This window comes from Synechococcus sp. B60.1 (genome assembly GCF_047462555.1).
Lineage (GTDB): Bacteria > Cyanobacteriota > Cyanobacteriia > Thermostichales > Thermostichaceae > Thermostichus.
The window spans coordinates 1-12,465 of sequence record NZ_JANSJN010000015.1; the positions used below are offsets into that span (position 1 = coordinate 1).

Genomic DNA, 12,465 nt, shown 5'->3' on the forward strand with positions numbered 1-12,465 from the left:
AGGATCCAGATGGGGATCCCACATCTGGTCAATCCAGCCGACACCCTAGCTGGAGCTGAGGCGGCAGGGATCCGGCTTCAGCAGGATCCCAGGGGCGCAAAGGATCTCCAGGTAGAGGTTGATCTGGGTGCGAGCCATCAGAGTACAGGCTTGCGGGGGGCAAAACTCTGGTTTCTCTAGTTGTCGGAGCGAGGCCATGGCCCCAGCCACTCTCCGCCGCGAAAGCGCCAGCGGGGAAACAAAATCCGCATCACCACCCAAGCGCTGAGGTAAAGGCAAACCCAGACCACGCTGTAGTGGAGAATAAAGTCGCCCAGGTCAAACCGTTGGCTTGGGATATGGGGAAGGCCCACCAGACTCAGGACTGTGCCCAAGAAAAGCCCTTCCCAAATGCCGGCCAAAAGCTGCAGGATCCCAGGCCAATCGTGATCCCACCTCCACCCCATCAGGTAGTTATAGACAACATCCCAAACACAGCCAAACAAACCTACGTAGAACAGCACCCAAAAATAGGTAAGGCTGCCTCTATGTCCAGTCAGTCCAAAGTAAAAAGGCAAAGTCGCTAAAACACCTACAGTAGCCAGTAAAAAAATGCGGGTTTGCCAACGGCCAATGAGAGTGGGTGTCATGGTTTCCTCCAGTTTCGTTGGCCCAAATCGTTAGTTCGTTTGGCTTCAGTTCAAAGGCTAAGGGCTGAGGTTCAAGGCCCACTTGCACCACTGCCACAGGGATCGGATCCCTTCTAGACCTTTAACCCCTGGTGCCCCCAGCCGAGCCAAGTGCTCCACCGATCGATGGGCACAGTACTGCAGGCCCAAAAACGTATCCACCGGCGCATAGGGTCCACCTAAGGTGATGATCCCGGCAGCGTACATCCGTCCATCCCCGTTGCGCATCTCCACCAGCTCAAAATCGTTGGAAACATGTAGGCGTCCGTGGGGATTGAGGGGCAGATTGTAGTGGGTAATCAGATCATTGAGGAGGGGATTGGTCATGGGATCCGAAACCAAGCCCGTGCAATCGATAACGAAATCGGCTTCCACCTTCAATTGGGTGTTGTTGTGGGTACCTCGAATGTAGGTCACCGGCTTGCCCTTGTCGCCGAGAACCACCGATTCCACCTTGCCAAAGACAATCGAGTACCAGCCCTCCTGCAGCCCTTGCCGCACGATCCGCCGCCACTTGCGCCGGCTTGCCGTTGTGGTGCCGCCCCAGGCTTCCAGCAGTTCGCGCCGTTCCAGGGGGGTTGCTGCTTCCAATTTGGCGCGCAGAACCCCGCCCCAAGTGCCTTTGGGCCAGTTAAAAGGCTGAAACTCCCAATGGTTTTCCACCGCCCGTTTGGCCCGTCCGAAGCGATTGCCGCCTTTGGGCGCACGGCTCAGATGCACCACCGAGATGCGGGGGTTGACTTTGCGGGCTTGGTAGAGGCGCTCCATCACCTGGGAAGCGACGATCCCAAATCCGCGGATCAAGACCGTGCCGCCCTGTTTTTCCAATTGCTCATAAACGTGATCATGGGGCTCGTAGCCGTGTACCACCGACTTTAGATCGCCAGTTTTTTCCCGAAACTCTTGCAGATCGTTGAGCAGTCTGATGGCCGGGTACCCAGTTGCCAAATGCACGTACTTGGCCACCATAAAGCGGTGATCTGTATGGCCGGGGCGCGTTGCCGAATAGGCCACCACATATCGCCCATCCTCCGTTTTGCGAACGGCGCGAATATGGCCGTAGCAAAGCATTTGATCCCAGCCAATGCGAGCTGCTTCCCGATCCATCGAGGCAAATACATTCCCTGCCAGCGGTGTGTAGGTATCTGCCAACAAAGGCTCACTAAAGACCTGCCACAAAAAGCCGAGTGCTTCCAACAATTGGCCAGAGAAAAAAGAGCGCCAGGCCTCTCGCAAGGCATAGCCGGGCCAGCCCCAAATGTTGTCCGGGCAAGAATCGGAGCCGGAGCGAATTCGCTTCCAACGGGGGATCTGGCAGTTGGTCAACAGCCGTTCATAGCGTTCGTAGGGTTTGCGGGCAATGCTGATGACGCGGATGTGTTCGGATCTGACCCCATAGATGCGCAGGGTATCCACCCAGACAAAGCTGCCCATACCGCCGCCCAACGCCAAATAGAGGGTCTCCTCCACGGGTAGGCCGGTGGCTTTGAGAGCGCTCAGGGCAATTTGCTCGGCTCGAAACAAGTCCGGTGGCGGAAAGTCTGAGCTGGCCCGCACCTCGGGGAGTTGCTCCGGGGCGAAAACCACCGTGGAAGCCGGGGGAACCTCAAATGCGGTGTCGGGTTGGGTGGCCGGTCGAATGAGGTCGGTGCGGGGCTCCAGCAAAAGGGTGGGGGTGCCGATCAACAGGGTGGCGTTGGGATCCCTCAGCAAACTGACGGTGATGCTGTAGGGGCCGAGCTCCACCACTTCCCCGCCCTGCAGCACCCGGCGTGCTTGTCGGATTTTTTCCCCATTGATGCGGCTGCCGTTGGCACTGCGATCCTCGTAGATGACCTGACCATCCTCACCGAGATAGATAAGGGCGTGGTAACGGGAGATCTCCCGGCTAGCAAACACCGCCCGGGCCACTTCTTGCCCCTGCCATTCCTGGGGCAGTTGGGCCAGCTCTCTGCCCAAGGCAAGAGGCAATGGAAAAATCAGCTCTTGCTGTTCTTCGGTAATGGGATCTTCCCAGCTTAGTTGAATTTGCATGGCTTTTGTTCACCTCTGTAAAGGTAAAAATGACTCAATCGAGAACAACACAGAACAATGTAATCTCATGAGTCACCATGGACTTGGCTTGGGATCCCTTTTTCAACTGCTGGGCTCCAAGAGAAAAATGGAACGGTTTAGTTCTCTAGGCAGGAGATCGCGGGGCTCTGTCAGCCTCTGGAGGAGGGATCACCAGCGAAGCACTTAAGACCAAATGTCCGCAATAGGGGCAATTTTGGCCCTGATATTCCGGGGGCAGGTAGTGAGGGTTTTCCAGGCGGCTGCACTTAACCTTGAGGGTGCCCAAAGTCCCGCGGTTCAGAGAAACCCCTTGATCTTTTCCGGCAACCTCTATGGATTTTATGCTCAGCACAATACGCCCCAATTGAATTTGGCTATTGGCCTCGAGCGCAGGCTCTTCCTGAATGATTTTTCGGCCATTCACCCAAATGGGGTTGGGTTGCTTAGGCGGCAAACGATCCCGGGTCAAGTTGCGAATGTAAAACTTGAGAGTTTTGGGATCGAGATAAAGCCCGGCATGGATTCCTGAGACCGAGCGAGTTGGGTCGTTGAGCACCACATCGCAGCCGGGATCCCGCCCGATGGTAACCAGCTTGCCGAGGACGGGCAACACCGTTTGAGATCGGCGCCGGTCGGCCTCGACCCATTCCAGGGTTAGTTGATACACGATTTCATGCTCCACGGTTCAACGCCTCCGTTCCCTGTGATCGACCTCAGCCTATCAAAAAGTCAGCTTAGAAAGGAAAAGATGTCTTTTTCGTCAAAATTGTTATCCCTTTGGTTAACTGTAACCTATCTTCTTGAACAGAGGCTCGTGCTGATTGAGATCACCTGAGTTAGGTTTTCCGAATTACATCTCTTTGCCTTTCCGCTTGAAACACTACCCAAGCGCTCCCCGCCATGGAGCCTAGAGCTGTAAATTTCCAGCGATCCCCGGAGGATGCATGTTTTGTGTTCTTCACACCTCTGGCCAAACAGTTTTCAAAGCACTCCACCAAACGTAAACTAGCCCACAGCTAAAACGGAGGGCTTTTAGCAACCCAGCCACGAACTTCTAGTCTGGCCTGTAGCAGCCCCAGCTAGGGAAATCCCCTTGGCTGCGTCGGAGTCCACATCCCCTCCCACTCACAAGCCGGATTGACACCTGGTTTTGGATACAGACAGGGCTGACGCTTTCCCGCTTGGCCTATGGGTTGGTGTGGGTGCCAGTAGCAGCGGGGGCTTGCAGGGTGGCCTCTTTCGCGCAGCAAGCCGTAGGCCCCTCTTGGTCGCCTGCTCTGGAGTTGAAGCCAGCTTGCAGACCTGGGTAGCGCCCGCTAGCCAGTAACAGCCTCTCTATTCCACGTTGGCAGGCAGCGCCCCCCTCACCGTTCGCGCCAGCAGGCCAACAGCCTTTTCATCCAAGAGCTGCTGCGTTGCAAAGAGTCAATGACCCCGCCACCGCCTTCCCCCCCAACTGATGAATCGGCTCTCACAGGCCAACGATCTGGGTATTTTCAAAGGTGGAGAGAATCCTGTCCAAATCCTGAGCTTGCAGGGAGTAGGTGGCAGTAGCGTCGTTGCCAAACTGGATCTCGTCTCCGTCCTCGAGATCGCGAAACTCCACCCGCTCCCCCCGGATGTAGAGGCCGTTGGTGCTGGGCGTGCCATGGATGTCTCCATCGATGATTTGGTAGGTAAACCCATCGGGAGAGGAGGGAGATTCAGTCTTCACCAAAATGGCGTGGTGGCGGGAGACGTATTGGGAGTCGATGCGGATGCTGTTGCTCGGATCCCGCCCCAGGGAATAGAGCTCGGCTGTCAGCCAGTAAGCCTTTGGCCCGTGGCGATCCTTGACGATCAACACGTGGTTGAGGGTAGGTCGGCGAGGGGGCGTGGTCATGGCGGACACCCACTGGCACAACATGGGAATAGGATAGTCAAAACATAGCATGGGATCTAAGGCGTGAACCCTGGCCGGTTTGTCTGGCAGACCCCTTCGCCCCGCTGGCGAGTGAGACGACGTTCCTTGACGCTGCCGGAGAGGTGTCAAGAGATAGGCCAGGTAGGCCCCTGTTCAAGACGGAGTCCCAGGGGATCCCATCTCGTGGCTGTTTTTAACTCTGCAAAATCTCCCCGCCCCCCGAGTTGGCAATCGGTGCTTTGAGGAAAGGATCAGAAGGCCGAGTAGATTTTTGTAACAATTCCTCTCATAATAAGATCTGGTGATGCAAATGCCTCCCAGACCATGAATGGCTCGCAACCGGATCCCGTCAACCCGCCCAAGCCCTCCAGGGTACCGAAGCTAATCGAGTTGCCGGAAGATGAAGCCGATGCGCAGGTTGGCGATCCCATGCGCATGCAGCGCTATGAATGTCGCTCTTGTGGCTATGTTTACGAGCCGGCCAAGGGGGATCAGCTCAATCGGATCCCGGCAGGTGTGCCCTTTGAGGAGCTGCCTGCCGACTGGAGATGTCCGGTGTGCCGCGCCGGCAAGCGCCTGTTTCAAGCGGTGGGCGCCAAGGGCAAGCCTTCCGGTTTTCAAGAGAACTTGCGCTACGGCCTGGGGGTCAATGTAATGACCCCTGCCCAAAAGAACCTACTCATCTTCTTGGGATTGGCGCTGGGATTTTTGTTTTTGATGAGTTTCTACTTCGTCGAGTGATGGCCAAGATGCTTAAGCTCTGGAGACTGGTGCTGCTGGCTGCCTTCTCTCTCTTGCTGATGGCGGCGCGGATGCCAGACATGAAGGTGGTGCCCTGGCAACAAGTCGAGGTGCCCACCCAGAACATCCTGCTGGACATTGCTTTCACCGGCACCAACCCTTCTCATGGCTGGCTGGTGGGCGATAAAGCGACGCTGTTGGAGTCTCAGGATGGTGGCCTCCACTGGCAGGTGCGCAAGCTGACGGCACTGGAGCCGGAAGCCTACCTGAGCTCGATTAGCTTTGCTGGAGCAGAAGGCTGGGTGGTGGGGCAGCCGAAGATCCTCCTCCACACGCTCAACGAGGGATCCGACTGGACTTCCATCCGCCTCAGCAACCAACTGCCGGGGGAGCCGCTCCTGATCCAAGCCCTGGGGCCTGGGGCTGCTGAGATGGTAACCAATGTGGGGGCCATCTACCGCACGGAAGATGGGGGACAGACCTGGCATGCCCAGGTAGAAGAACCGATTGGGGCAATTAAAAACATTGCCCGCGGCCCAGGAGGAGAGTATCTGGCCGTGTCATCGCGGGGCAGCTTCTACTTTCTCTACACCCCCGAAAGTCGGTCCTGGAAGCCGTATCCACGGGAAAGCTCTCGCCGCATTCAGAACATGGGCTTTGGCCCCAACGGCAGCGCCTGGAAATTGAACCAAGGGGCGGAGATTGCTTTCACGGACGACTTCACCTCCGGCGAGTGGTCCAAGCCGTTGCGCCCTGGGCGAGCCCTCAGCTTTGGCTATCTGAATGCGGCCTACCAGAACGACCACGACTTATGGGTGGTAGGCGGCGGCGCTACCCTGATCCATAGCCCCGATGGCGGCAAAACCTGGGAGCAGGCCAAGCAATTGAGCAACATTCCCGCCAATTTCTACAGCATTGAGTTTTTCGGCCCGGAGCAAGGGTTTATCCTCGGGCAGCGGGGTACTCTCCTGCGCTACGTTGATCTCAACGGCTCCTAACACGGGTGAGCACACGCGCCAGGGACACAGCTTCACCTCTGCGGCTGTTGGTTGCGGCCAGCGGAACGGGAGGACACATCTTTCCGGCGCTGGCCGTTGTCGAGCAGTTGCCAACCTGGCAGATTGAGTGGCTGGGGGTGCCGCAGCGGCTGGAGGCGAAGCTGGTGCCGGATCGCTACCCGCTGCACCGAGTGGCCATGTCCGGCTGGCAGGGATCCCCCTGGCAGAAGCTGGGATCCCTGGGTCAGTTGGCATGGGCAACGCTGCAGGTGCAGCGGATCCTTAGGAAAGGACGGTTTGACGCTGTACTGACCACCGGCGGCTACATCGCCGCCCCGACCATCTTGGCGGCTCGCTCGCTGGGGGTGCCGGTGTTGCTACATGAGTCCAACTGCCTTCCGGGCAAGGTGACCCGCTGGCTGGGGAGATTTTGTCGGCTGGTGGCCCTGGGCATGGCGGAAACGGCAGAGCATTTGCCAGGGGCGATCACCTGCGTGGTGGGCACGCCGGTGCGATCGGAGTTCTATCAGCCCCAGCCCTTGCCCGCGGATCTGCCAATTCCGGAGGGGGATCCTTTGATTGTGGTGATGGGGGGAAGCCAGGGGGCACGGGGCCTGAACCGCATGGTGGCCGCCTGTGCCCCGGCCTGGTTGGAGGCAGGGGCCTGGATTGTGCATTTGACCGGCGGCAGTGAGGTTGGGATCCCTTCCCATCCCCGCTACCGCGCTTTTCCTTTCCGCACCGATGTGGCGGCCCTGCTGCAGCGGGCAACTTTTGCCATCAGCCGAGCTGGCGCCCTCAGCCTGGCAGAGTTGTGGGCCACCGCCACCCCCGCCATTTTGATCCCCTATCCTTTTGCCGCCGAAGACCATCAGTATCACAACGCCCTGGCCTTTGTGGAACGGGGTGGGGGAGTGGTCATGCGAGAATCTGAGGAGAATCTAGCCTTGCTGCGGCAGACGGTGCTGGCCTGGCTGGCTCAGCCCCAGGTGGTTGCCCAAATGGCCGCCAACTTGAAGGCGACAGCTCTTCCCGCTGCCAGCAAGGCAGTTGCCCACCTGCTCCAGGAGATCTGCCGAGATTCTGCCCGTTAACTCCCCCAGCAGAACCTTGGGGCTCTGCTGCAGGGAACTGTGTAGAGGCGTCTTGACAGTGCCTTTGTGAGTTCGTTTATGGACTGCGTAAGAATCCCCCGACTTTAGTGGAGGAGTGTCAAGAATGTCCCTCCGCCCCGCTGCGGCAGCGCTGCTCCCTAGTCTGCCGGCGTAGGGGAGGAGGGGGTGGGCTGGGCAGGGATCCCATTTTTGCCCCCATCTGGAGCAAGAACTTCCGGCTCAAGGACTTGCCGCATAGATTCGATCTCTTGGGAGAGCAACACCCGCTCCCGATCCAGGAGGCCAACCACATGCTCCGGATCCTCCCGCGAGACCACTGGCAACTGGCGCAAATCGTATTCGTACATCGGCTCGGCGGCCACCGCCACGGCCTCGTCGGGGAAGGTAGTGAGCACAGGAGCCTGGCTGACCTGCTCTACCGTCAGTTCGGCCAATTCCCCGGCTTCCCTGTGGGCCAGGGCCCGCTCGAGGTCTTCCAGAGTGAGAATGCCCCGCAGCCGCTCTTGCCCGTCCACCACCAAAGCGCTGTGACACTTTTGTTGCAGCAAACGCTCCAGGGCCTCCCGCAGGGGCGTATCCTGTTGCAGCAGCAGAGAAGGGGGCACCATCACCTCTTGAACCGTCAGGCCCTTCGGCTCCTGCCTGCGACGGGCGGAAGGGTAAATGGCCGGCGGGTGCAACTGCTCCGTTAGCCAAATGCTCAAGCCCACCGCTGCCATCACTGGCAAGGCGATGTGGTAGTCCCGCGTCATCTCAAACAGCAGCAAAATCGCCGTTAGGGGAGCCCGCACGCTGGCCGCCAACACCGCCCCCATGCCCACCATGGCGTAGGCGGCAGGGGGAGAGAGGGCAATAGCAGGCAAAGCCTTTCCCAACACCTGGCCGTAGCCTGCCCCCAACACCGCCCCCAAGAACAAAGCCGGGGCAAAGGTTCCCCCGACAAAGCCGCTGCCCAAGCTCACTGCGCTAAGGAATAACTTGCCTAGCAACAGCAGGCCAAGCTGGCCGAGGGAAAAGGGCACCGCCTGCAGAATCAACTCAATCGTCTCGTAGCCCACCCCCAGGGCCAACGGGATCCCCAGGCCGACACAGCCCAGGATCCCACCGCCCAGAATCGGCTTGCTCCAGGCCGGCCAGGCCGCCAGGAGGCCACTACCGAACAGGTGCTTGCCCCATTCCAGCGCGTAGCCGAAGGCGATGGAGACCAAGCTGGCCAAAAGGCCCAAACCCAAATAGAGGGGCACCTCCAGGAGGCTGTGGAGCTCGTAGGCAGGTAAGACAAAAGCCGGCTGGGTAATGGTCGGCAGCAGAAAGGCCGGCTGCGCCCCCAGCCCTACCTGGGCGATCAGGGCCGACACCACCGCTGCCAACACCACGACGCTGACGGCCGACGTGGTAAAGGAGCGAGCTAAGGCCAGCTCCAGCGCCAAAAACACCCCAGCAATCGGCGCGTTAAACCCCGCCGCCAGCCCCGCCGCTGCCCCTGCAGCCATTAACAGTTGCACTCGCTCCCGCGAGAGGCGCAGGTTTTGCCCGAGCAGACATCCCAGCAGGGCCCCGCTTTCCACGCTGGGGGCCTCTGGCCCAAGCGAGGCTCCCGCCCCCAACGAGATGGCAGCAGCCACCAGCTTAAGGGGGATCCACTCTGGGCGAGGGGCGAGAGGTCGGTTGGAACTCACCAAACTGGAGAGGCTGAGGTTGGGGAAAGGCAGAACCACCCCCAGAGTGCCGATCAACAGACCCCCCAGCAGTGGCGCCAAAATGGTTGCCCAGGATCCCAGCAGCAACAGGCCGTGTTGTTGCGCAGCCCTGACAATGCTATCGACGAGAGTATCCTGCAAAAGATAGCGGCACCAGCCGATGAGATAGCGAAACCCCACCACCAAAAGCCCTGTGCCCAACCCCGCTGCTGCCGCCAGCAGCAGCAGTAGATTCTCAGAGGAGAGACGCAGGCGGGGATCGGCAGCGCTCACACTGTCCATAAAGGGCTTAGGAGCTTGAAGAAGGCAGAGTCAGGATCTCCACGCCGGTTTCGGTAACGGCAACCGTATGTTCAAACTGAGCGGAGAGCTTGCCATCTGCCGTAACAGCCGTCCACTTGTCGGGCAGCACCCTCACTTCCCAGGTACCCTCGTTGATCATCGGCTCGATGGTGAACACCATGCCGGGGCGGAGCTTTTCCCCCTTCCCCCGTTCGCCGTAGTGGGGGATCTGGGGTGCCGTGTGGAATTGCCGTCCCACCCCGTGGCCGACAAAGTCCCGCACCACACTGTAGCCCTGCGACTCGGCGTACTCCTGGATGGCAGCCCCGATATCCCCAACTCTGCCGCCTGGCCTCACGGCGGCAATGCCTCGCCGCAGGCATTCTTCCGCCACCTCCACCAGACGCCGCGCCCGCTCGGAAGGCTGCCCGACAAAGAACGTTTTGGAAGTGTCGCCGTGGTAGCCATCCAAAACTGGGGTGACATCAATATTGATAATGTCCCCCTCCCGCAGGATCTGTTTGGGGCTGGGAATGCCGTGGCAGACGACGTGGTTGACGCTGGTGCAGATGGACTTGGGAAAGCCGTGGTAGCCCAGAGGGGCGCTCCTGGCCCCGTGGGCCCGCGTCCAGCGCTCCGCCTCGTCGTTAAGCTCTTGGGTGGTAACCCCCGGCTGCACCATCGGCTCCAGGTGCTTGAGCAGATCCGCGGCCAGGCGGCAGGCCCGTCGCATCTTCTCCAGCTCCCGCGGCGAGAGCAACACAATCGGCTGAGGAGCTTGGGTAAGCTGGCTCATGCCCGTCTGCAAGGCGGATCCCAATTGTTCCCCCCATCGCTGCGAGCGGCGGCTGAGATCGGTTAATAGCGATCGCATGTCTTCCATCGTCAAACCCTTCTGTTCTCCGAAGTTCGATCCATCTCTGAAGTCTGAGCCGCCAGGGATCCCGGCCTAGTTCAGCTTTGGGTTGGGCCTTCTGAGCCGCCCTACATCCCTTCACAGGGTATTGCAGACTCGGCCCATTCTCCGCCGCCGGCGGATCCGCTGCACCAGCCACAGCCCCAGAAAGTAGCTAACGAGGGCGCCCCAAAACCCGACAAATGCACAGCCGACAAAGAGCGTACCCGAGACCTCCAGGCCCCACTGCATCCAGTTCTGGGCTACCACCAGTTCCGAAGTGGCAAAGGCTGTTCGGGATCCCAGTAGCCATTCTCCCACCCGGTAGTTAAACGCATAGATCGGCACATAGGTGAGGGGGTTGCTCACCCAGGTTCCTGCCGCCGCCACCAGCTTGTTGCCCCGCAAAGGAACGGCCAACAGCAGAGCCACCAGGGTTTGAAAGCCGAAGATGGGAAAACAACCCGCAAAAACTCCCGCCGCCAGGCCGCGGGCAATCTCCTTGGGAGAGGATTGCATTCGCAACAGGCGCAAATATAGGTAGCGCAGCCACCGCCTCCAGCCCAGATCCCGGCGCGGCAACGTCAGCGCAGGTTGAGACTCAAGATAGGGCACAGCGGATCCCGGCGAACCTGTGAACCAAGAAAATGGTCTCAGCCACGAGAGGGGGCTCATGATGGCGAGAGTAGAAACTGAGAAAAGGTGTTAAGCCGTGTAAATCCATTGTATCTTTCCTGCTGCCGAAGACAAAGGGTTACCGGCAGATCGGCGCCGAGGGATCGCCTCAGGGGGTGGCTAGCTGAGCTTGTCCACCAAGGCCAGCACGAAGTTGAGACTCAAGTAGGAAACCAGCGCCAGTAAGAACAGAAACAGTGCAACGCTCAGCACAGCTCGCAGAGATCCCGCTTGAACTTTGGGGGCGGGCTTTTCAGGCGGAGTTGTCATCCTCAAGTCCCAGAGAAGATCCTAGAAGACTCCAATTCTAGGATCTCATCCTGGGGAGACGGGAGCCGGAAGATTGCCAAAAAGTTGCTCAGTACCTCAACTTTGGCCCCCCACCCGCTAACGGGGTTACGTTGGCGAGCTGTATGCCGAAAGGAACTTGCACCAATAGGCTGATAATTTGCCTCGCAGCTCGTTTTATTTTTTACCTTGCAAGACGGGAAGGCTTGCGCTGTACCTGCAAGGTTAGCGTCAAATAGTGGTTAGCGCGTGCCCAGCTCGGATCTGTGGCGGCAGGGAGGGACAGGATTGAGCTTGACCCCTGTACAACAACAGGTGAACTTGTTGCAAGGGAAAATCTGCCTCAACAGCGAGGCCGGCCACACTTGTTCTACCTCGCGGTTGCCCTAGGTTCTTTCTGTCTCCAGCCAACAGCAGTCGGCTCAACCTAGGGCCTAGGCGTCGGGGTGGCTGGCTGGGGAGAAGCAGAGGACTCCCTTTCTTCGATCACTTTTTGCAAGCGGGCCCGCACTCGCTGGTTCAGAACAGGATCTTCGTTGGCCAGGGTCATCAGCTCGCGATATTCGGCCACCGTCAGCCCCTGCTTCTCGACAATGCGGCTGGCTTGGGTTTCCGTGCGCTGCATAATCTGCTCGTACTCTTCTTCGTTCTGGGTCTCTCGCAACTGAGCGCTGGCTTCCCGGATCAAAGGATCCAATTCCAACAGAATCTGCACCAACTGCTCCACCTGAGCATCGGTAACTTGCTCTGGAGTTAGAGTTGGGGAAGCTTGCGCGCTGGGATCCCCCCCTGTAGCCGGAGAAGGAGTTGCAGCAGGACTGGCGAGCGAGGTTGCCTTCTGTGCCCAAAGCGGCGGGGATCCTAGAGTCAATCCCAGACTCACCAGCAACGCGAATTTCCTCATGCCCAAAACTCCCTAGACCTAGACTGAGACCGACCAAAACCCCCATGGCTCAGGTCATGCCTGAAGCCAGAGTAGCAAGAGGTCTGTCTGCCGTCTAAGGGTTTAACGCAGTATGGGAAACCTATCCTGGACATATTGCTGGACATATTGTAGAAACAGAAAACTGGTTGTACAGTCGTAGTACTCTCTCCAAAGGCTGCTCGCCACGCGAGTATTCCCTTTGGTGGAGCTGCTCTAGGTT

General features: G+C 59.0%; 12 protein-coding genes. 3 read left to right on the forward strand and 9 right to left on the reverse strand.

What is annotated here, in order from left to right; translation table 11 throughout:
- Positions 1–176: 176 nt before the first annotated feature.
- The 4 genes from NW863_RS03020 to NW863_RS03035 all read right to left on the reverse strand — a co-directional run bounded on the left by NW863_RS03020 (position 177) and on the right by NW863_RS03035 (position 4,605).
- Positions 177–629: a hypothetical protein gene (locus NW863_RS03020; RefSeq protein WP_414362169.1), complete on the reverse strand. Its 453-nt coding sequence runs from the start codon at positions 627–629 to the stop codon at positions 177–179.
- Positions 630–686: 57 nt separating this feature from the next.
- Positions 687–2,702, reverse strand: a complete 2,016-nt coding sequence (locus NW863_RS03025; RefSeq protein WP_414364294.1) for an FHA domain-containing protein — start codon at positions 2,700–2,702, stop codon at positions 687–689.
- Positions 2,703–2,847: 145 nt separating this feature from the next.
- A complete protein-coding gene (locus NW863_RS03030; protein WP_414364296.1) occupies positions 2,848–3,390 on the reverse strand; it encodes an FHA domain-containing protein in 543 nt (180 codons plus the stop codon).
- Positions 3,391–4,194: 804 nt separating this feature from the next.
- Positions 4,195–4,605 carry an FHA domain-containing protein gene (locus NW863_RS03035; RefSeq protein ID WP_414364298.1) on the reverse strand — a complete coding sequence of 137 codons (411 nt, stop codon included), beginning with the start codon at positions 4,603–4,605 and terminating at the stop codon, positions 4,195–4,197.
- A 345-nt stretch (positions 4,606–4,950) separates the two neighbouring features.
- Between NW863_RS03035 and NW863_RS03040 the strand changes: the two genes are divergently transcribed.
- Genes NW863_RS03040 through murG form a run of 3 tightly spaced genes read left to right on the forward strand, consistent with a single transcriptional unit; the run spans position 4,951 to position 7,459 of the window.
- The gene (locus NW863_RS03040; protein WP_414364300.1) at positions 4,951–5,367 is read left to right on the forward strand and encodes a rubredoxin; all 417 of its coding nucleotides are present in this window, start codon (positions 4,951–4,953) and stop codon (positions 5,365–5,367) included.
- Between the two features lie 8 nt (positions 5,368–5,375).
- Positions 5,376–6,365 carry a photosynthesis system II assembly factor Ycf48 gene (locus NW863_RS03045; protein WP_414364301.1) on the forward strand — a complete coding sequence of 330 codons (990 nt, stop codon included), beginning with the start codon at positions 5,376–5,378 and terminating at the stop codon, positions 6,363–6,365.
- Positions 6,366–6,370: 5 nt separating this feature from the next.
- A complete protein-coding gene (murG, locus tag NW863_RS03050; protein WP_414364303.1) occupies positions 6,371–7,459 on the forward strand; it encodes an undecaprenyldiphospho-muramoylpentapeptide beta-N-acetylglucosaminyltransferase in 1,089 nt (362 codons plus the stop codon).
- Positions 7,460–7,617: 158 nt separating this feature from the next.
- Here murG and NW863_RS03055 read toward each other — a convergent pair whose 3' ends face one another.
- The 5 genes from NW863_RS03055 to NW863_RS03075 form a co-directional block, all read right to left on the reverse strand.
- Positions 7,618–9,462, reverse strand: a complete 1,845-nt coding sequence (locus NW863_RS03055; RefSeq protein WP_414364305.1) for a chloride channel protein — start codon at positions 9,460–9,462, stop codon at positions 7,618–7,620.
- Positions 9,463–9,469: 7 nt separating this feature from the next.
- Positions 9,470–10,258: a type I methionyl aminopeptidase gene (gene map, locus NW863_RS03060; protein WP_414364341.1), complete on the reverse strand. Its 789-nt coding sequence runs from the start codon at positions 10,256–10,258 to the stop codon at positions 9,470–9,472.
- 198 nt (positions 10,259–10,456) lie between these two features.
- The gene (locus NW863_RS03065) at positions 10,457–10,972 is read right to left on the reverse strand and encodes a DUF2062 domain-containing protein (RefSeq protein WP_414364306.1); all 516 of its coding nucleotides are present in this window, start codon (positions 10,970–10,972) and stop codon (positions 10,457–10,459) included.
- Between the two features lie 180 nt (positions 10,973–11,152).
- Entirely contained in the window at positions 11,153–11,302 is a 150-nt protein-coding gene (locus tag NW863_RS03070; protein WP_414364307.1) for a hypothetical protein, read from the reverse strand.
- Between the two features lie 445 nt (positions 11,303–11,747).
- A complete protein-coding gene (locus NW863_RS03075; RefSeq protein ID WP_414364308.1) occupies positions 11,748–12,224 on the reverse strand; it encodes a DUF4168 domain-containing protein in 477 nt (158 codons plus the stop codon).
- Positions 12,225–12,465: the final 241 nt, after the last annotated feature.

What these genes read in the sequence shown, in the direction of transcription:
- NW863_RS03035 (WP_414364298.1), bottom strand. Translation starts at nt 4,605, where the DNA reads ATGACCACGCCCCCTCGCCGACCTACCCTCAACCACGTGTTGATCGTC.
- map (WP_414364341.1), bottom strand. Translation starts at nt 10,258, where the DNA reads ATGAGCCAGCTTACCCAAGCTCCTCAGCCGATTGTGTTGCTCTCGCCG.
- NW863_RS03020 (WP_414362169.1), bottom strand. Translation starts at nt 629, where the DNA reads ATGACACCCACTCTCATTGGCCGTTGGCAAACCCGCATTTTTTTACTG.
- NW863_RS03025 (WP_414364294.1), bottom strand. Translation starts at nt 2,702, where the DNA reads ATGCAAATTCAACTAAGCTGGGAAGATCCCATTACCGAAGAACAGCAA.
- NW863_RS03040 (WP_414364300.1), top strand. Translation starts at nt 4,951, where the DNA reads ATGAATGGCTCGCAACCGGATCCCGTCAACCCGCCCAAGCCCTCCAGG.
- NW863_RS03070 (WP_414364307.1), bottom strand. Translation starts at nt 11,302, where the DNA reads ATGACAACTCCGCCTGAAAAGCCCGCCCCCAAAGTTCAAGCGGGATCT.
- NW863_RS03045 (WP_414364301.1), top strand. Translation starts at nt 5,376, where the DNA reads ATGCTTAAGCTCTGGAGACTGGTGCTGCTGGCTGCCTTCTCTCTCTTG.
- NW863_RS03055 (WP_414364305.1), bottom strand. Translation starts at nt 9,462, where the DNA reads ATGGACAGTGTGAGCGCTGCCGATCCCCGCCTGCGTCTCTCCTCTGAG.
- NW863_RS03075 (WP_414364308.1), bottom strand. Translation starts at nt 12,224, where the DNA reads ATGAGGAAATTCGCGTTGCTGGTGAGTCTGGGATTGACTCTAGGATCC.